Raw genomic sequence first — 17,083 nt, 5'->3', positions numbered from 1 at the left:
TCCCATGAAGCAGGAACTGAACGCTGGGGTGGTCAACGCGGGTTGTCTGCTGTTTTTTCCTGAGCGGACTCAGACGGCCTTGCGCAGCGATGTCATGGACTCAATGCTGTATGTGCAGTTGGCCGCATCGAAGAAACACCCGAAATTTGCCAGCCTCGATAAATGGAATGAAACCTGGCTGGCTGCGGCGATGAGCTTTGGCTGGATGCTGAACGCCAGCGAGCATGTCAGTGAGCCGTTGAAGGCAGACGCTGCCGAGACAATATGGAGCAGTGTTCGTCGAGCGCTTGCCGTGTCAGTCACACCAGCAGAACTTGACCGTGCGGAGCGGTCATTGCGCCAGACTTGCGCTAAGCCTTCCGGAAATCCGGCGATTCGATTGCTGGTTGGCCAGGTGCTTGAGCAGGGGGCGGATCATGTCGGACGGGCGCAGACCGTCGTGGCTGTGCAAACAGGTTTCATCGACGAGCAGCATAACCTGACGCTGGTACAACTGCATTTTGTCACCCGTCAGCCGCTGAGCGATGGCTTTCTGTTCGATGTCCTTGAGCCTGCCAGTACGGTTGGCAACATTGGCCTGACCTTCTACTCCCTGCACCTGATGGATCTTGTTTATCTACAGTTCCGCGACAAGATCAGCTCGGCGCTGGCAACCAGGCGTGCCGGCCTGATCGAGACGTTGCTGGAGGTTGCGGATGCCTGAGCACGATGAAAGCCTATTGTCAGGCAATAATCTGGTGTCCTTTGCTCAAAATGTCTGCCCGGCTTTGCGGCAGGACATTCTGGACTGCCTCCACCATGCCAGGCTTGTTGCCGATGATCTCCATTCCCCGCGTCAGGCCTGGCGTTCGTGGCTGGACGTCTACCAGCGAACAATTTCTGCCACAGGCGGGCAGCCTGACGCACGGGTTGAAGAGGCACTGCTAAAAATCCATCGTTTCCGGGATATCGGCACGCTGCGGCTTCCCGTTGTCAGTAACTCCGTTGAGCTTCGCCAGTTATACCAGCGCTCACTCGACAGTCTTCTGGCCAGTGGGCATGCGCAGACATTTTTCAGCAACTGGTTTGTTTCAGGTCGCTTTGAAAGCTTTCAGGTCATTCCCTGTGCAATGCAAAGCGAAGAGGAGGCAACGATCATGCTGTGCAGTATGCAGATGAAAACCCTGGCACTCAGGCCCGCGCTCTACTTCTGGCAAATACTGGGAGGGGAAATGCTGGTGCACACCGTTGGTACGGCGTTCCGCTTCAATCGCCAGCGCTTTGAACCGTTTCGCCAGATGGTTCAGGACACCGTGTCTGATCGCGCTACAGCCGAAATCATCGGTTTGTAACGAGTGATCAGGTGCCCATGGAAGGGAGCAACAAAAATGAGTACAGACACAGATAACGCCGCTTATCTGGGCAATATCCCCAGTATCGTGGCGTTTCTTCCGGGGTTATCGAGCGAAGAGCGCACCGACCTTCAGGACGTGCTGCTGGATGCGCAATTGTTCGCCGGCAAACAGTTCGATTTCAAGACGCAGTGGAGCAGTTGGATGCATTACTACCGCAGCCGGCTCAAGACGCGCGGCATAAAGCAAACAGGAGTGATCCTGGGGGACTCGCTGGTCGTGAGCAACGTTGACGATTTGCTACAGGCGACCTTCAAGGTCAGCAACCCTGAAGATCGCAAGCGTCTTGGTGGCATGGTGCAACGTGGCTTCAGTGCGATAGGTATGAGTCAGGCCGCGCAGGCTTATTTTCAAAACGGTTTCGATCAAGGCCGTCTGGGCAGTTTTCAGGTCGTACCCTGTGAAAAGTATGAGCCGAACCGGACACTTCTTTTGCTGTGCAGTCTGCACTTGAGTGTCGACGACCACGCCCCGGGTACGCGAAGGCTGCTGTTCCACTTCAAGGGCGGCAGTTACACCTTTGACAGGAATATCTACGCAGCCCATCGAGACAACGTGGCGCGTTATCTGGATGGCAAAGCCCACAGTATGGTGCGTTCGGCGTCTATCTGAGGCTGATCAGGGCAGCAGATAGCCCCTGATGCCGGTGAAGATGATTTGCGCAGCCAGCGCACAGACGAACAACCCCATCAAGCGGCTGACAATCTGCAGGCCCTGATCACCGAGAATACGTTCGATACGGTTGGCGAGATATAGCACCACCCCGACTGTCAGGCTGGCCAGGGCGATACTCAGGATGGCCGTGAGCTTGTCGTCCCAATGCGGCTGACTGACGCCCATGACCAGCAGCGCGCCGATGGTGCCGGGGCCTACGGTAAGCGGGATGGTCAACGGAACAATGGTGACGTCCTGCTGGACGTTATCGGTCTGGACCGCAGACTTGCCCTGGGCCATGCCCAGTGCCGAAATGAACAGCACACTGCCGGCACCAATCCGGAACGCATCCACGGTGATCCCGAAAATATCGAAAATGAATCGGCCGAACAGATAAAGCAGCACACTGGACACCAGCGTCGCCAACGCCACCTTCCAGGCCAGGCGCCGCTGTTCCTTGCGCGAGTGACCACGCGTGAGGCTGATGAAGCAGGAAAGAACGAAAAACGGGCTGTAAAGCACCAGCATTTTCAGATAGACGCTGAACAACACGTGAAGCATGGCTTCGACTCACAGCAGCAGGTGGATGGCATCGGCAGTCTATCAGGCCACAGGCCTCTCCCGTCGCCGTCAGTTTTGCCGATAGTGCTCGCCATCCGCCGTCAGCCCACGGGCCTTGTCACGGTGCGCCACCCAGTGCTCGACCAGTTCGCGCAACTGGGACAGTTCGATGGGCTTGGCCATGTGGCCGTCCATGCCGGCCTGGCGCGCGCGGTCCTTGTGCTCGGTGAGAATATGCGCGGTCAGGGCCACGACCGGCGTGCGTACCCGCTGGTTGCCGACTTCCCAGGCACGCAGTTGTTCGGTGGCCGAGAAACCGTCGAGTATCGGCATTTCGCAGTCCATCAGCACCAGATCATAACGCTGCGCTTTCATGGCGCGCAGCGCTTCTTCACCATTGCTGGCGGTGTCCGGGTTCAGATTGAGCTTGCCGAGCATGCCGCGAATCACTTTGGTCGAAATACTGTTGTCTTCGGCCACCAGAATGCGGAAGTCGCCGGGCACGCTGACCGGCGGGGGCATGGCCGGGCCGGGTTTGGCTAAAACAACGCCTTTGTTCAGTTGGGTCAGCTCATCTGCCAGCGTGGTCTTGAGCGTATAGCCCGCCACCGGTTTGGCCAGAATACGTTTGATGCCGCAATTGCGAGCAATGATCTTGGTGGGCGCATTGCTGATGCCGGTGAGCATGATCAGCAGAATGTCGTGATTGAGGCTGGGGTCTTCCTTGATCTTGGCGGCCAGTTGCATGCCGGTCATGCCGGGCATGTTCTGGTCGAGCAGGACTACATCGAAGTAGTCGCGCAAGTGCGCCTTGGTCCTGAGCAGCGCCAGCGCTTCCTTGCCCGATGCCACGGCGCTGACATTCAAGCCCCAGGCGCTGCATTGCTGGACGAGCACTTTACGGCAGGTGTCGTTGTCATCGACCACCAGCACGCGGGCATCCTTCAGCGGGCTGTCCAGGTCGATGGTCGGCTGTTCAAGCAGCTTTGCGTCCAGCGGCAGGTTCAGCCACAGCGTATTACCCGGCGTGCCACTGTTCTGGATACCGAATTCGCCGTCCATCAATATGATCAACTGGCGGGCGATGACCAGCCCCAGATGGCCGCCAAGCCTGCTGCTGGCCAGAAAGTTTCTGCTGTGCAGTTCGGCGTGAAGCAGCTCGTCGCGCTCTTCGTCGGAGAGCGATTCGCCGCTGTCCTGAACCGAAATGCGCAAGCGCGGCTGTCCGCTCTTGGAAGACTCAAGCGCAACGCCGAGCAGGATTTCGCCTTCGTCGGTCTTTTTCAGGGCATTTTCCAGCAGGCTCAGCAGCGTCTGGCGCAGGCGAGTCGGGTCGCCGCTGATCACGCGTGGCACCTGGGGCTGGATCTGGCTGATCAGTTCGACCTGTTGCTGCTCGGCCTTGGCGCGGAAGATATTCAGACAGTCTTCGACCAGCGCACTGATATCGAACTGTACGTCGTCCAGTTCGATCTGCCCTGATTCGAGCTTGGTGATGTCCAGAATCTCGTTGATCAGCGTCAGCAGTTCGTTGCCGGCACTGTGAATGGTCTGCACATAGTCGCGCTGCTTGACCGACAACGGCGTGCCGAGCAGCAGTTCGGTCATGCCCAGTACGCCGTTCATGGGGGTGCGGATCTCGTGGCTGATCTTGGCCAGAAATTCGGCTTTGGCGTTGATTTCAGCGGTACTGGCTGCCTGATCCCGGCTGACGCTGAAACGGTCTTCGGTAATGCTGCGATAACGTTCGCTGAGTGCCAGGCTCATCAGCAGGCCGCTGATACAGAAGACGCAGAGCAGCGCGAGTATCAACCATTGCGGCGGCACCAGACTCAGCCACAGCAGACCCGGCAACACCACCATATAGCCGATGTTGAAGGTGATCATGCCCAGAACGAACAGGCGTGCCGAACGATAGCCTTTTTGCCAGTGCCACATCGACACAGCAAGGATACTCAGCGTGGTCAGGGACACCAGAACGAAGGTCAGCGCGTTGATCGGCAGCGTAGCGTCGAACACCACCAGCAGTGCGCCAATGCCCATGAGCACGGCGTTGCCCAGTAGCAGGCGATCCAGTGTGCGGGCGTTGCGGTGCACGAAGAAACAATAGGTGTAGATCAGGCCCGCGACGGCGGCCAGCAGCAACGCAACGTGCGCGCTGGGTGTCTGGGCAATGTGCCACGGGTCTATAGGGCGAAGCAGGTTGAGCAGCAGCAGGGCGCTGAGCCCGAGCATTGATTCGCAGGCCGCCAGCCACAGGTTGCTGCGCGAACGCGTGTGCGCGTAGCGGGTCAGGTTCTGCACGATCAGCATTGCCAGCGCACCAAAAAGCAGGCCGAACAGAAACGGTTCGGTCTCGTCGGCAGCGCTCTGTATGGCGGGCTCGAGGGTAATGCTGGGGCGCATTTTCTGAGAGGAAACAAGCCTCAGGTAGATATCCAGAGAGGCCGCGCTTTGCGGGATCGGCAGCAGGAAATCATTGGAGGGCAGGCGCTGATCTTCTGTAGGCACGGCGTTGCCGGTGCGCAGATGATCGATCTGTTGATCGCCATCCATGACGTACATGTCGGCGCTGGCAAGGTCTGGGGCAAAGATACGCACCAGTTGCTCATGCTGGTTGGGATGTAACCTGTAATGCAGCCATACCGCGCTGTCGCGCTCCGCAGCGGCGACGCGTTCAAGTTCGATAGGGCTGAATTGATTCTGATACCGCGCCGAACGGATTTCATCCAGCGACAGGCGTGCCTTTTCGTCGAGCAGCGTCGACCAGCCAGCCCCGTGCTCGGCCTGAGCCGAAAGCATGAACAGCAGGGTCAGCAGTCCGACCGTTGAGGCTATGGCAATCCTGAGCCAGCGCACTATGAAATCCCTTCGTGAATGAATGCCTGGTACACCGCGAATACCGGATCAACCGGCCAGCCGCACAACAGCGGCTGGCCCGGTCGTTTATTCCTGGTCTTCGCCACGCTCACGGGCAATGGCGCGATAGCCGATGTCCGTGCGGTAGAAACAACCTTGCCAATCAACCTTGGCAGCCAGTGCGTAAGCATTTTTCTGCGCGCTGCCGACACTGTCGCCCAAGGCTGTGGCACACAGTACACGACCGCCACTGGTCACGACACGGTCATCCTGCAAGGTGGTGCCAGCATGAAAGATCTTGCCTTCCAGTAGCGCAGCCGCATCAAGACCCTCGATGATCGCGCCTTTGGCGTAATCACCCGGATAACCACCGGCCGCCAGAACGATACCCAGGCTCGGCCGCGGGTCCCATTGTGCTTCGACCTTGTCCAGCGCCTGCGCCAGGGCCGCTTCGATCAACAGCACCAGGCTCGATTGCAGGCGCAGCATGACCGGTTGGGTTTCCGGGTCGCCAAAGCGGCAGTTGAACTCGATGACTTTCGGGTTGCCGGCTTTGTCGATCATCAAACCCGCGTAGAGAAAGCCAGTATAGACGTTGCCTTCATCGGCCATGCCGCGCACGGTCGGCCAGATGACCAGGTCCATGACACGCTGATGAACGTCGGCGGTGACTACCGGTGCCGGGGAGTAGGCACCCATGCCGCCGGTGTTCGGCCCGCTGTCGCCGTCGCCGACGCGTTTGTGATCCTGGCTGGTGGCCATTGGCAATACATTTTTGCCATCGACCATGACGATGAAGCTGGCTTCTTCGCCATCCAGAAACTCTTCGATCACCACGCGCGAACCGGCTTCGCCAAAGGCATTGCCCGCCAGCATGTCCTGCACTGCGTCTTCGGCTTCGGTCAGGGTCATGGCGACGATCACGCCTTTGCCTGCAGCCAGGCCATCGGCCTTGATGACGATCGGCGCGCCTTTTTCACGCAGATAAGCCAGTGCTGGCTCGATCTCGGTGAAGTTCTGATAGTCGGCAGTCGGGATCTTGTGGCGCGCCAGAAAATCCTTGGTGAAGGCCTTGGAGCCCTCAAGCTGCGCGGCACCTGCGGTGGGGCCGAAGCAATCCAGGCCACGGCTGCGGAACAGGTCCACGACGCCTGCAACCAACGGCACTTCAGGGCCGACGATAGTCAGCGAAACGTTGTTTTCGGCAAAATCTGCCAGTTGCTCCAGCGCCAGAACGTCGATAGCCACGTTCTCGCACTTGGCCTCGATTGCCGTGCCTGCGTTGCCCGGTGCGACAAACACCTTCTGTACGCGTGGGTCCTGAGCGACTTTCCATGCCAGTGCGTGTTCACGACCGCCACTGCCAATGATCAAAACATTCATTTCAAAAACCTCGATGACGCTGATTCTGGAGTACGCGGTGTGTCTGAAAAGATCAATACCGCAATACGAGGTCGTAATGGCGTAGGTGTATGCAAGGCGGATGGGGCTTCGCTGAGCGGAGTTGCCTTCTGGCAATGAGCATCAGCGGAGCCCCATCCAACGCAGCAGACGCCTGCGACAGTGCGGCCGTTTTTCTGATTAGTGCCTGAAGTGGCGCATGCCGGTGAACACCATCGCAATGCCCGCTTCATCTGCCGCAGCAATTACTTCGTTGTCGCGCATCGAGCCGCCTGGCTGGATGACGGCGCTGATGCCGACCTTTGCCGCGTTGTCGATGCCATCACGGAACGGGAAGAATGCGTCGGAGGCCATGACCGCGCCCTGCACCTGCAAGCCTGCATGCTCGGCCTTGATGGCGGCGATGCGTGCCGAGTTCACACGGCTCATCTGGCCTGCGCCGACGCCGATGGTCTGGCGGTTGCGGGCATAGACGATGGCATTGGACTTGACGTACTTGGCGACTTTCCAGGCGAAGATCAGGTCATGCATTTCGTGTTCGGTGGGTGCGCGTTGGGTCACGACCTTGAGGTCGGCTTCGGTGATCATGCCGATGTCGCGGCTCTGCACCAGCAGACCGCCGTTGACGCGTTTGTAGTCCCAGGCCGGCAGGCGCTCGCTCCACTGGCCGCTGGTCAGCAGGCGCACGTTGGCTTTGCTGGCAATGATGCTGCGGGCTTCGGCGCTGACGCTTGGGGCGATGATCACTTCGACGAACTGACGCTCGACGATGGCCTTGGCCGTTGCAGCGTCCAGTTCGCGGTTGAAGGCGATGATGCCGCCAAACGCTGACTCGGAGTCAGTGGCGTAGGCCAGTTCGTAAGCCTGACGAATGCCGCCTTCGTCGTCCGGGCAGACCGCAACGCCGCACGGGTTGGCGTGCTTGACGATCACGCAGGCCGGCTTGACGAAGCTCTTGACACATTCCAGCGCGGCATCGGTGTCAGCCACATTGTTGAACGACAGCTCCTTGCCTTGCAGTTGGGTAGCGGTGGCGATACCGACTTCGGCAGGTTTGGCTTCAACGTAGAACGCCGCGCTCTGATGCGGGTTCTCGCCGTAGCGCATTTCCTGTGCCTTGACGAACTGGGTGTTGAAGGTGCGCGGGAACTGGCTGCGGCCTTCGGTGCTCAGGGTGTCGGCCGTCTGGTCAACGCCGCCCAGGTAGTTGGCGATCATGCCGTCGTAGGCGGCGGTGTGCTCGAACGCCTTGAGCATCAGGTCGAAGCGCTGTGCGTAGGTCAGGCCGCCGGCCTTGAGGCTTTCCAGTACCTGGCCGTAATCGCCGGCGTTAACCACGATGGCGACATCTTTATGGTTTTTCGCAGCGGAACGGACCATGGTCGGGCCGCCGATATCGATGTTTTCGATGGCGGTCGGCAAGTCGCAGCCCGGCTTGGAAACAGTGGCTTCAAATGGGTACAGATTGACGGCGACCAGATCGATTGGCTTGATGCCGTGTTCGTTCATGATGGCGTCGTCGATGCCACGACGGCCCAGAATGCCACCGTGGATCTTGGGGTGCAGGGTCTTGACCCGGCCGTCCATCATTTCTGCGAAGCCGGTGTAATCGGCCACTTCGACTGCCGCAACGCCGTTGTCCTGGAGCAGCTTGAACGTACCGCCAGTGGAAAGGATCTCGACGCCCAGCGCTTCCAGCTCGCGGGCAAATTCAAGGATTCCGGTCTTGTCGGATACGCTGATCAGGGCGCGGCGGATCGGCAGGCGGGTAGTCTGGTCGGTCATCTCGATTTCCATCAAAAGCAAAAGAGGTCTGCAAAAAAAAGCGACCGCGGTGCAAAAGGTCGCCTTTTCTGTTTTGAATGCTTTAAAGCAGATCGTACTGTTTGAGTTTCTTGCGCAGTGTGCCGCGATTGAGCCCCAGCAGTTCGGAAGCTTTCGTCTGGTTGCCCTTGACGTAGTTCATCACGCTTTCCAGAAGCGGAGCCTCGACTTCCGACAACACCAGGTTGTAGACGTCAGTGACGGATGCGCCTTCGAGGTGGGCGAAATAATTGTGCAGCGCCTTCTCGACACTTCCGCGCAGGGTCTGACCCTCTTCGCTCGGCGTGTTGAGGTGCTGTTTCAAATTGACGTTGTCGCTCACGGGTGTTGTTCCACTCACTAAAGTCTCGGTCATCATCGTCATGCGGCCACCTCTTTATCATTCTGGTTATCCGGGCCCTTGCAGCCTTGGCTGAAGAACTCCCGAACGTTGGCGCACTGTGCTTCCGTATCTTCCAAACGATTGAAGAGGGCGCGAAACTCCCTGGCGCCCGGCAGGGTTGCGAGATACCAACCAACGTGTTTGCGTGCAATACGCACGCCCATCACGTCGCCATAGAAAACGTGGAGCGCTGCCAGATGCTCAAGCAGAATGCGTTCCACTTCACTCGACTGCAGGGCCGGGAGTGTTTTTCCGGTAAGCAGGTAGTGTTCTATCTCGCGAAAAATCCAGGGACGCCCCTGGGCGGCCCTGCCAATCAGTAATCCGTCTGCGCCGGTGGCCTGTAGCACGTGCCGGGCTTTTTCGGGTGAATCGATGTCGCCATTGGCAAAGACCGGAATCGACACTGCCTGTTTGATCATGGCAATGGTGTCGTACTCGGCCTCGCCGGTGTAAAGGTCGGCACGGGTTCGCCCGTGCACCGCCAGCGCCTGAATGCCCGCCTGCTCGGCGATTTTCGCCACGGTCAGGCCGTTACGGTTGTCGCGGTCCCAGCCGGTGCGGATCTTCAGCGTGACCGGCACATCGACCGCAGCCACAACGGCCTGCAGGATGTCGTTGACCAGTTGCTCGTCTTTCAACAGCGCCGAACCTGCCGCCTTGTTACAGACCTTCTTGGCCGGGCAGCCCATGTTGATGTCGATGATCTGGGCACCCAGTTCAACATTGGCACGTGCTGCGTCTGCCATCATCTGCGCGTCACCACCAGCGATCTGTACCGAGCGGGGCTCGGGATCACCTGCGTGGATCATGCGCAGACGCGATTTGCGGCTGTTCCACAGGCTCATGTCACTGGTGACCATTTCCGATACCACCAGGCCAGCACCGAGTTGTCGGCACAGCTGACGGAAAGGCTGGTCGGTGACGCCCGCCATCGGGGCGAGGATCAAGCCGTTGTGCACTGTATACGGGCCGATGCGTACTGCCGACATAGCCTTACCTGTAGTGGAGGCCAAATCATCCGCAGGCCATGTAAAAACTGTTTCACCCGGTCTGCAACGGCCCGTCCTGCCAGCCGCGAGGGCCACTGCCAGAGCGAACCGAGAGTTCGAAAAAGGGTTGGCATGATACCCGCTCTCGATGACTGGATAAAGGCTGAATTGGATAAAATCTGAACAGTTCCTCACGGCTCGTTCAGCTTGCGATTACAACGTGTTTGGTGGGTCAACTTCTACGATCGTGCTGCGTTCCATCAATAAAAAGCGCAGTTCAGACCCGGCCCGGGTCTGCTCGGATGCCGTGAGGCACTCATTCCGGAGAGCGGAAGTTGAGGCTGTAATTCACGGCTTTGGCACCTGGATCAAGGATATCCAGCGCAATATGGATCGGCGTCTGCGGTGGCATCTCTTCCTTGCCGGCCATTTCACCGCTCAGGTATTCGCTCGGCTTGAAGCGACGACTGGCAATCAACTGACCACCGGTATCGGAAAAACGCAGCTCCAGCAGCGGGAATGGCTGCGAAAACGGGGCTCGGTTGTAGATGATCGCATCGACCACCAGCGCCCCTTGAAACTCGGGGTGGCTGCGCACCACCAGATTGCTGCTCTTGAGTTGGGAGATGTCGACCTTGCTCGGCACTTTGCAGCCGATTTGCGGGCAGATCTGCTGGAACCACGGTCGGTACTGATCCTGACGCGCCAGTTGATCGAAGTGATACCAGACGTATTGAACGGCCAGGCCGGCCAATGCCAGCAAAATCAGCAAGCCCCATGCAAAGCGTCGGCCCCAGCGCGGTTTGGGCCGCTGCCAGTCCAGTTGCAGAGGGTCGTCGGTCAGGTCCAGCAGCGTCTGGTCACGTACTGCCGGCTCGCTGCGGCTGCGCTTGCCGCGCTGTTCCGGCTCAGGCTCGTGGTCGTCGTGATCTTCATCATCGTCGTCCACTGCTGACCAGCGCTCGGCTTTCTCTACGGGCAACGCCTTGTGCTGGATGACGACAGGGACTCTGGGCTCGTCATCGTCCAGGTTTTTATCCAGTGACAGGGAGGGCTCGGTCCGATCGTTGTCCGACAGGGGGGCGGGCTCTTCGCTTGTATCGGTGTGGTCAATGACCTCGGCGTGCAGTTCGGGCAGATGCTCGACATCATCGTTGTGCACGGTGTCGATCCACGCCGCTTCGTCGGCCTGGCGGGTGTCACGTTTGGCAGTCAGGCTCACGTTTCCATTGCCATTGCCATTGCCATTGCCGATGTCGCTGGCCGGGCTTGCGAAGGTGTCAGGACGCCGGGTTTCGCGCTGTTCGAGGCGTGCCAGCTCTTCGTCCAGGTTCAGGTTGTCCAGGTCCATCTCGCTGACCTGCCAGGGGTCATCGTCGTCGGGCGCCTCGCCCGTCTCTGATATAGGCTCTGATGTCGGCTTTGGTGTCAGCGTTGGCCCGGGCTCAGATTCCAGTCGGGGTTCTGCCCGGGGCTGCTCGATGATGACCGGAACAGCCGCGAGCGCGACCTTTTCGGAGTCGTCGATGGCGCGCTGCTCCAGCAATTGCCGGGCGGCGTTGAACACCTGCAGGCAGGCTCCGCAACGCACCACGCCACGGGCCACGCTCAATTGAGCGTGACTGACTCTGAAACTGGTTTGGCAGTGCGGGCACTGGGTGACGAAGCTGTCGGTCATGCGGCTGTCCGGTTGAAGCGGCGGTTAACGGCGGCGACCCGTGATGCGTACCCAGCCATCTCGGTTTGCGATCGGGTCCAGGTCAAAGCTTTCAGCGTAGGCGGCGGCGACGTCTTCGCCCTGTTCGGCAAGGATGCCCGACAGCGCCAGGCGACCGCCGGTCTTGATCAGTGTGGTCAGTTGCGGTGCCAGGGACACCAGCGGGCCGGCCAGAATGTTGGCGACCAGCACGTCGGCCTGCTGAGGCGGCAGGTCTTCGGGCAGGTACAGCGGGAAGCGTTCGGCGGCGATGTTGTTGCGCCCGGCGTTGTCGCGTGAGGCTTCCAGCGCCTGCACGTCAATGTCGGTGCCCACTGCCTGCTCGGCACCCAATAACAGTGCGGCGATGGCCAGAATGCCCGAGCCGCAGCCGAAATCCAGCACATTGCAGCCTTTGAGGTCCTGGCCGTCCAGCCATTCGAGGCACAGCGCGGTGGTCGGGTGCGTCCCGGTGCCGAAGGCAAGGCCCGGATCAAGCAGCAGGTTCACGGCGTCCGGTTGTGGCGCTGCGTGCCAGCTTGGCACGATCCACAAGCGCTGGCCGAAACACATGGGCTGGAAGTTATCCATCCAGCTGCGTTCCCAGTCCTGGTCTTCGATGACTTCGGCGCTGTGCTCGGGCAGTTCGGCACCGGTCAGCAGGCTCAGGTGCGCCAGTGCCAGTTCGGCATTGGTGTCGGCTTCAAACAGTGCCAGCAGGTGGGTGTGCGTCCACAGCGGGGTGGTGTTGAGTTCGGGCTCGAAAATCGGCTGGTCTTCGGCATCCATGAACGTGACGGACACGGCACCGACTTCAAGAAGTGCATCTTCGTAGGTTTCGGCTTGTTCTGGGCTGATGGCGAGACGGACTTGCAGCCAAGGCATGGCGGATTACCTTCGATTTGGAAATAAATACGGCTTTACAGCTGATGTGCCGCAGGAAGCGGGCAAGTTTACTGCTATGCGCTGCAAACAACAAAGCCGCATCTCTGCGGCTTTGTCGTTCTGAAACACACTGGCTTATTGATTGGCCAGTTTGTGTTCCAGGTAGTGGATGTTGACGCCGCCTTCGCAGAAGCCTTCATCACGGGTCAGATCACGGTGCAACGGGATGTTGGTCTTGATCCCGTCAACCACGATTTCGTCCAGGGCATTACGCATGCGTGCCATGGCTTCTTCGCGGGTTGCGCCCCAGGTGATCACTTTGCCGATCAGCGAGTCGTAGTTCGACGGAACCTTGTACCCGCTGTACAGGTGCGAATCGACCCGTACGCCGTTGCCGCCCGGTGCATGGAAGTGCTTGACCAGGCCTGGGCTTGGCACGAAGGTTTTCGGGTCTTCGGCGTTGATCCGGCACTCCAGCGCATGCCCGGTGATGACCACGTCATCCTGGGTGTACGACAGTTTGTTACCGGCGGCGATGCTGAGCATCTCTTTGACGATGTCGATACCAGTGACCATCTCGGACACCGGGTGCTCCACCTGAACACGGGTGTTCATTTCGATGAAGTAGAAACGGCCATTCTCGTACAGGAACTCGAAAGTACCCGCACCGCGATAGCCGATATCGATACACGCCTTGACGCAGGCTGCCAGTACATCGGCACGCGCCTGTTCGTCGATGAACGGTGCCGGCGCTTCTTCGAGAACCTTCTGGTGACGGCGCTGCAGCGAGCAGTCGCGGTCGCCCAGATGAATCGCCTGGCCCTGGCCATCGGAAATGACCTGGACTTCCACGTGGCGTGGGTTGGTCAGGTATTTTTCCAGATAGACCATCGGGTTGCTGAACCAGGCCGCAGCTTCTGCACGGGTCTGTGCAGCGGCTTCGATCAGGTCTTCTTCGCGATGCACCACACGCATGCCGCGACCACCACCGCCACCGGCGGCCTTGATGATCACCGGGTAACCGACTTCGCGACCGATGCGCAGAGCGATTGCCTCGTCTTCCGGCAGCGGGCCGTCGGAGCCCGGAACGGTTGGCACGTTGGCCAGCTTCATGGCGTCCTTGGCAGAAACCTTGTCGCCCATCAGGCGGATGGTGTCTGCTTTCGGGCCAATGAAGGCAAAGCCGGATTTTTCAACCTGTTCAGCGAAATCGGCGTTTTCCGCAAGGAAACCGTAGCCTGGGTGAATGGCCGTGGCACCGGTCACTTCAGCGGCCGAGATGATCGCCGGAATGTTCAGGTAGGACAGGTTGGCCGGGGCCGGACCGATGCAGACGGTTTCGTCCGCCAGGCCCAGGTGCATCAACTCGCGATCTGCCGTGGAGTGTACAGCGACGGTCTTGATGCCCAGTTCTTTACAGGCACGCAAGATGCGCAAGGCAATTTCGCCGCGGTTGGCGATCAGAACTTTTTCCAACATCGCAGGCTCTCCCCGGTTCAAACGATAGTGAACAGCGGCTGGTCAAACTCAACCGGCTGACCGTTTTCTACCAGGATGGATTCGATCACACCGCTGGCTTCTGCCTGGATGTGGTTCATCATTTTCATCGCTTCGACGATGCAGATGGTGTCGCCTTTCTTGACGGTCTGGCCGACTTCGACGAATGCAGGCGAAGTAGGTGCCGGAGTGCGGTAGAACGTACCGACCATTGGCGACTTGACCACAAAACCGTTCAGTTTCGGTGCCGAGGGTGCTTCTGCAGCGGCCGGGGCGGCGGCAGGGGCTGGTGCGGCGACCGGCGCTGCAACCGGAGCGGGCGCGTAGTAAGGCTGCGCCGGGGTCTTGCTGTGACGGCTGATCCGTACGGATTCTTCGCCTTCACGAATTTCCAGCTCGTCGATGCCGGACTCTTCCAGCAATTCGATCAGCTTCTTGACTTTGCGAATATCCATTAATCAACTCCCAAGGTTCTGTAAGGGCAATTTGTTGGCCGGCTCACGCCATAGGTTCAGCTTCAGACTGGACTCGTCATGGCTTGGCACTGGCGGCCAGTTGTTCCAGGGCGGCTTCCAGGGCCAGTCGGTATCCACTGGCACCCAGGCCACAGATCACTCCCACGGCGACGTCTGAAAAGTAGGAGTGATGGCGGAAAGGTTCGCGTTTGTGCACGTTTGATAAATGCACTTCGATGAATGGGATGCTCACTCCCATCAGCGCGTCACGTATTGCAACGCTTGTGTGCGTAAAAGCAGCCGGATTGATCAAGATAAAGTCCACACCTTCGCCGCGAGCGGCATGAATGCGGTCGATCAATTCATACTCGGCGTTGCTTTGCAGGTACATCAGATGGTGACCGGCATCGCGCGCGCGCTGCTCCAGGTCCTGATTGATCTGGGGCAGGGTGATGGTGCCGTAGACCCCGGGTTCCCGAGTGCCCAGCAGGTTCAGGTTGGGCCCGTGAAGGACCAGGATAGTCGCCATTGCGTGTTCCTTTTATTGTCTGCGAGCGGTTTACGCCCGGCGACTATGCCGGAAGGGCAATGGACTGTCCAGTTAACAACCGTAGCCAGCACGATGAGCGATATTCGCGCAAAGTTTGTGACTCACCGTTTAGTTTTGGTCATTTGCTCTGTTCAGGCGTTCAATCAGCCCTGGGGCGTCGATTTCGCCGACAACCCGCACATTTTGCAGCTCTTCGCCGTTTTTTGCGAAAAACAGCAGCGCGGGAGGGCCGAACAGCTTGTAGCGATCAAGCAAGGCGCGTTGCTCTGCGTTGCTGTCGGTCATGTCGAAACGTATCAGGCTGTAGCCCGCCAGTCTGGCGACGACGCCCGGATCGGGCAGAACTTCGTGTTCGATGACCTTGCAACTGATGCACCAGTCGGCGTACCAGTCGAGCAGCAACGGCTTGCCAGCGCTTTGCGCTTCCTGCATCACACGGTCCAGTTCGGCCGAGGTGGTGATGGTTTGCCACTGTGTCGAGTTCGGTGCGACTGCGCCGTTGTTCGCAGAGGCGTACTCACGGCCCAGCGGGCGCATTGGGTCGGTTTGCCCGGACAGCGCGCCATACCAGCTGGCCAGCGCGTAGACCAGCAGCGCTAAACCGAGCAATTGAGCGAGCTTTTGCCGAGTGGTCTTTTCAGTGAATTCCAGTGCGCCCAAAAACAGCGCAACACCCGCAGCCAGCAGGCCAACCAGCAATAAGGTAATTTGCCCCGGCAGGACACGGCTCAGCAAGCCGATGGCCAGTGCCAGCAGTAGCACGCCGATCGCATTTTTCACCGTGACCAGCCAAGGCCCGCTTTTCGGCAGCCAGGTGGCTCCGCCGGTTGCGATCAACAGCAACGGCGCGCCCATGCCCAGGCCCAGCGCAAACAGTTTCAATCCGCCGCCGACTGCGTCGCCACTGGCGCTGATATACAGCAGCGCACCTGCCAGCGGCGCGGAAACACAGGGCGAGACCAGCAGGCTGGACACCACTCCCAACACTGCCGCGCCCCACAGTGACCCGCCTTCGGTCTTGCCGGCAATGCGGTCCAGACGCGAGCTGATGGACTGCGGCAGGCGCAGCTCAAAAGCGCCAAACATGGCGATGGCAAAGATCATGAAGAACGCCGAAAACGGTACCAGAACCCAGACCGATTGCAGGCGTGCCTGCAGGTTCAGACCCGCGCCGAACACGCCCATCAGTGCGCCGAGCAAGGCAAAACAGGCTGCCATCGGCAGTACGTAAGCGAGTGACAGGCTAAGGCCGCGCAGGCCGCCGACCTTGCCACGCAGCACCACGCCGGACAGGATCGGCAGCATCGGCAGTACACACGGCGTGAATGTCAGGCCTATGCCTGCGAGGAAAAACAGGGCGATTTCTTTCCAGCTCCAGGAGGATGCGGAAACGGGTGCTGCGAGTGCTTCGGGCGAACTGCCAGCCACGTTGCCGATGCTCAGCCGCTCGGTTTCCGGCGGGTAGCACAGGCCTTTGTCGGCGCAACCTTGATAAGTGACTACAAGCGTAAAGGGGCGTTGCTCACCGGGTTTGCGTGGCAGGTCGATGTCGAGAATGCCGTGATAGACCTCGACGTCGCCAAAGTACTCGTCGTGTTTCTGCTCGCCCTTGGGCAATTGCGCTTCGCCCAGACCAATGTCGGCAGGCTCGGTGCGGAACTGGAAGCGATGGCGATACAGGTAATAGCCATCGGTGGCGACCAGCCGCAGTTTGATCGATTCTGGCGTGGTTTCGATCAGGCTCAATTGAAAGGCCTGACGAACTGGCAGGAAGTCCTTGCTGTTATCCAGCGTGCCGCCACCCAGCGTTGGAGACGGGCGGCTGTCCAGCAGACCGGCTGCGGAGGCGGGCAGGGCCAGGATCAGTAACATCAGGCAGAGCAAACGGCGCATGGCAGCCTCGAATTGCGAAAGTCTGCGCATGATAACGGAGTGC

General features: G+C 59.5%; 16 protein-coding genes. 4 read left to right on the top strand and 12 right to left on the bottom strand.

Going from position 1 to position 17,083, the window contains the following annotated elements:
• The first annotated feature begins 4 nt into the window (after positions 1–4).
• From PSPTO_RS25185 to PSPTO_RS25175, 3 genes are read left to right on the top strand one after another with little or no spacing between them, the layout of a single operon-like run.
• Positions 5–703: a hypothetical protein gene (locus PSPTO_RS25185; RefSeq protein WP_011105213.1), complete on the top strand. Its 699-nt coding sequence runs from the start codon at positions 5–7 to the stop codon at positions 701–703.
• Positions 696–1,331 (top strand): hypothetical protein, encoded by a 636-nt coding sequence (locus PSPTO_RS25180; RefSeq protein WP_011105212.1) that lies wholly within the window; start codon positions 696–698, stop codon positions 1,329–1,331. Before PSPTO_RS25185 ends, PSPTO_RS25180 begins: the two co-directional genes overlap by 8 nt.
• A gap of 36 nt (positions 1,332–1,367) precedes the next feature.
• Positions 1,368–2,003 carry a hypothetical protein gene (locus PSPTO_RS25175; RefSeq protein WP_011105211.1) on the top strand — a complete coding sequence of 212 codons (636 nt, stop codon included), beginning with the start codon at positions 1,368–1,370 and terminating at the stop codon, positions 2,001–2,003.
• Between the two features lie 6 nt (positions 2,004–2,009).
• Here PSPTO_RS25175 and PSPTO_RS25170 read toward each other — a convergent pair whose 3' ends face one another.
• From PSPTO_RS25170 to prmA, 8 genes are all read right to left on the bottom strand, one after another.
• On the bottom strand, positions 2,010–2,606 hold the full coding sequence (locus PSPTO_RS25170; protein ID WP_005763150.1) for a MarC family protein: 597 nt from the start codon (positions 2,604–2,606) through the stop codon (positions 2,010–2,012).
• Between the two features lie 69 nt (positions 2,607–2,675).
• A complete protein-coding gene (locus PSPTO_RS25165; RefSeq protein WP_007244646.1) occupies positions 2,676–5,465 on the bottom strand; it encodes a hybrid sensor histidine kinase/response regulator RetS in 2,790 nt (929 codons plus the stop codon).
• 87 nt (positions 5,466–5,552) lie between these two features.
• A complete protein-coding gene (gene purD / locus PSPTO_RS25160) occupies positions 5,553–6,848 on the bottom strand; it encodes a phosphoribosylamine--glycine ligase (protein WP_011105210.1) in 1,296 nt (431 codons plus the stop codon).
• A gap of 198 nt (positions 6,849–7,046) precedes the next feature.
• Positions 7,047–8,651: a bifunctional phosphoribosylaminoimidazolecarboxamide formyltransferase/IMP cyclohydrolase gene (gene purH / locus PSPTO_RS25155; RefSeq protein ID WP_011105209.1), complete on the bottom strand. Its 1,605-nt coding sequence runs from the start codon at positions 8,649–8,651 to the stop codon at positions 7,047–7,049.
• Positions 8,652–8,733: 82 nt separating this feature from the next.
• Positions 8,734–9,054, bottom strand: a complete 321-nt coding sequence (fis, locus tag PSPTO_RS25150; RefSeq protein WP_002555375.1) for a DNA-binding transcriptional regulator Fis — start codon at positions 9,052–9,054, stop codon at positions 8,734–8,736.
• Positions 9,051–10,064 carry a tRNA dihydrouridine synthase DusB gene (gene dusB / locus PSPTO_RS25145; protein WP_005763161.1) on the bottom strand — a complete coding sequence of 338 codons (1,014 nt, stop codon included), beginning with the start codon at positions 10,062–10,064 and terminating at the stop codon, positions 9,051–9,053. The genes fis and dusB overlap by 4 nt, the downstream gene beginning before the upstream one ends.
• A 316-nt stretch (positions 10,065–10,380) precedes the next feature.
• A complete protein-coding gene (locus PSPTO_RS25140) occupies positions 10,381–11,742 on the bottom strand; it encodes a DUF3426 domain-containing protein (RefSeq protein ID WP_011105208.1) in 1,362 nt (453 codons plus the stop codon).
• A gap of 24 nt (positions 11,743–11,766) precedes the next feature.
• Positions 11,767–12,645, bottom strand: coding sequence for a 50S ribosomal protein L11 methyltransferase (gene prmA / locus PSPTO_RS25135; RefSeq protein ID WP_007244650.1), 879 nt, complete (start codon positions 12,643–12,645; stop codon positions 11,767–11,769).
• Between prmA and PSPTO_RS30530 the strand changes: the two genes are divergently transcribed.
• Positions 12,644–12,769, top strand: a complete 126-nt coding sequence (locus tag PSPTO_RS30530; RefSeq protein ID WP_255302137.1) for a hypothetical protein — start codon at positions 12,644–12,646, stop codon at positions 12,767–12,769. The two genes, prmA and PSPTO_RS30530, sit on opposite strands and share 2 nt — an antisense overlap.
• Before the next feature lie 11 nt (positions 12,770–12,780).
• Here the strand turns inward: PSPTO_RS30530 and accC are convergent, their stop codons facing one another.
• The 4 genes from accC to PSPTO_RS25115 all read right to left on the bottom strand — a co-directional run bounded on the left by accC (position 12,781) and on the right by PSPTO_RS25115 (position 17,040).
• A complete protein-coding gene (accC, locus tag PSPTO_RS25130; protein WP_007244651.1) occupies positions 12,781–14,124 on the bottom strand; it encodes an acetyl-CoA carboxylase biotin carboxylase subunit in 1,344 nt (447 codons plus the stop codon).
• A 17-nt stretch (positions 14,125–14,141) separates the two neighbouring features.
• Positions 14,142–14,597: an acetyl-CoA carboxylase biotin carboxyl carrier protein gene (accB, locus tag PSPTO_RS25125; protein WP_002555370.1), complete on the bottom strand. Its 456-nt coding sequence runs from the start codon at positions 14,595–14,597 to the stop codon at positions 14,142–14,144.
• Positions 14,598–14,673: 76 nt separating this feature from the next.
• Entirely contained in the window at positions 14,674–15,126 is a 453-nt protein-coding gene (aroQ, locus tag PSPTO_RS25120; protein ID WP_002555369.1) for a type II 3-dehydroquinate dehydratase, read from the bottom strand.
• A 129-nt stretch (positions 15,127–15,255) separates the two neighbouring features.
• The gene (locus PSPTO_RS25115; RefSeq protein WP_264370967.1) at positions 15,256–17,040 is read right to left on the bottom strand and encodes a protein-disulfide reductase DsbD; all 1,785 of its coding nucleotides are present in this window, start codon (positions 17,038–17,040) and stop codon (positions 15,256–15,258) included.
• Between the last annotated feature and the right edge of the window lie 43 nt (positions 17,041–17,083).

This window comes from Pseudomonas syringae pv. tomato str. DC3000, from assembly GCF_000007805.1.
Classification (GTDB): Bacteria; Pseudomonadota; Gammaproteobacteria; order Pseudomonadales; family Pseudomonadaceae; genus Aquipseudomonas; species Aquipseudomonas avellanae.
Note: the sequence above shows the minus strand (reverse complement) of the source record. Positions and strands in the feature narration are given on the sequence as shown.

Coding starts and splice junctions, on each gene's coding strand:
- PSPTO_RS25185 (WP_011105213.1), top strand. CDS start 5: ATGAAGCAGGAACTGAACGCTGGGGTGGTCAACGCGGGTTGTCTGCTG.
- PSPTO_RS25180 (WP_011105212.1), top strand. CDS start 696: ATGCCTGAGCACGATGAAAGCCTATTGTCAGGCAATAATCTGGTGTCC.
- PSPTO_RS25175 (WP_011105211.1), top strand. CDS start 1,368: ATGAGTACAGACACAGATAACGCCGCTTATCTGGGCAATATCCCCAGT.
- PSPTO_RS25170 (WP_005763150.1), bottom strand. CDS start 2,606: ATGCTTCACGTGTTGTTCAGCGTCTATCTGAAAATGCTGGTGCTTTAC.
- purD (WP_011105210.1), bottom strand. CDS start 6,848: ATGAATGTTTTGATCATTGGCAGTGGCGGTCGTGAACACGCACTGGCA.
- purH (WP_011105209.1), bottom strand. CDS start 8,651: ATGACCGACCAGACTACCCGCCTGCCGATCCGCCGCGCCCTGATCAGC.
- fis (WP_002555375.1), bottom strand. CDS start 9,054: ATGACGATGATGACCGAGACTTTAGTGAGTGGAACAACACCCGTGAGC.
- dusB (WP_005763161.1), bottom strand. CDS start 10,064: ATGTCGGCAGTACGCATCGGCCCGTATACAGTGCACAACGGCTTGATC.
- PSPTO_RS25140 (WP_011105208.1), bottom strand. CDS start 11,742: ATGACCGACAGCTTCGTCACCCAGTGCCCGCACTGCCAAACCAGTTTC.
- PSPTO_RS30530 (WP_255302137.1), top strand. CDS start 12,644: ATGGCGGATTACCTTCGATTTGGAAATAAATACGGCTTTACAGCTGAT.
- prmA (WP_007244650.1), bottom strand. CDS start 12,645: ATGCCTTGGCTGCAAGTCCGTCTCGCCATCAGCCCAGAACAAGCCGAA.
- accC (WP_007244651.1), bottom strand. CDS start 14,124: ATGTTGGAAAAAGTTCTGATCGCCAACCGCGGCGAAATTGCCTTGCGC.
- accB (WP_002555370.1), bottom strand. CDS start 14,597: ATGGATATTCGCAAAGTCAAGAAGCTGATCGAATTGCTGGAAGAGTCC.
- aroQ (WP_002555369.1), bottom strand. CDS start 15,126: ATGGCGACTATCCTGGTCCTTCACGGGCCCAACCTGAACCTGCTGGGC.
- PSPTO_RS25115 (WP_264370967.1), bottom strand. CDS start 17,040: ATGCGCCGTTTGCTCTGCCTGATGTTACTGATCCTGGCCCTGCCCGCC.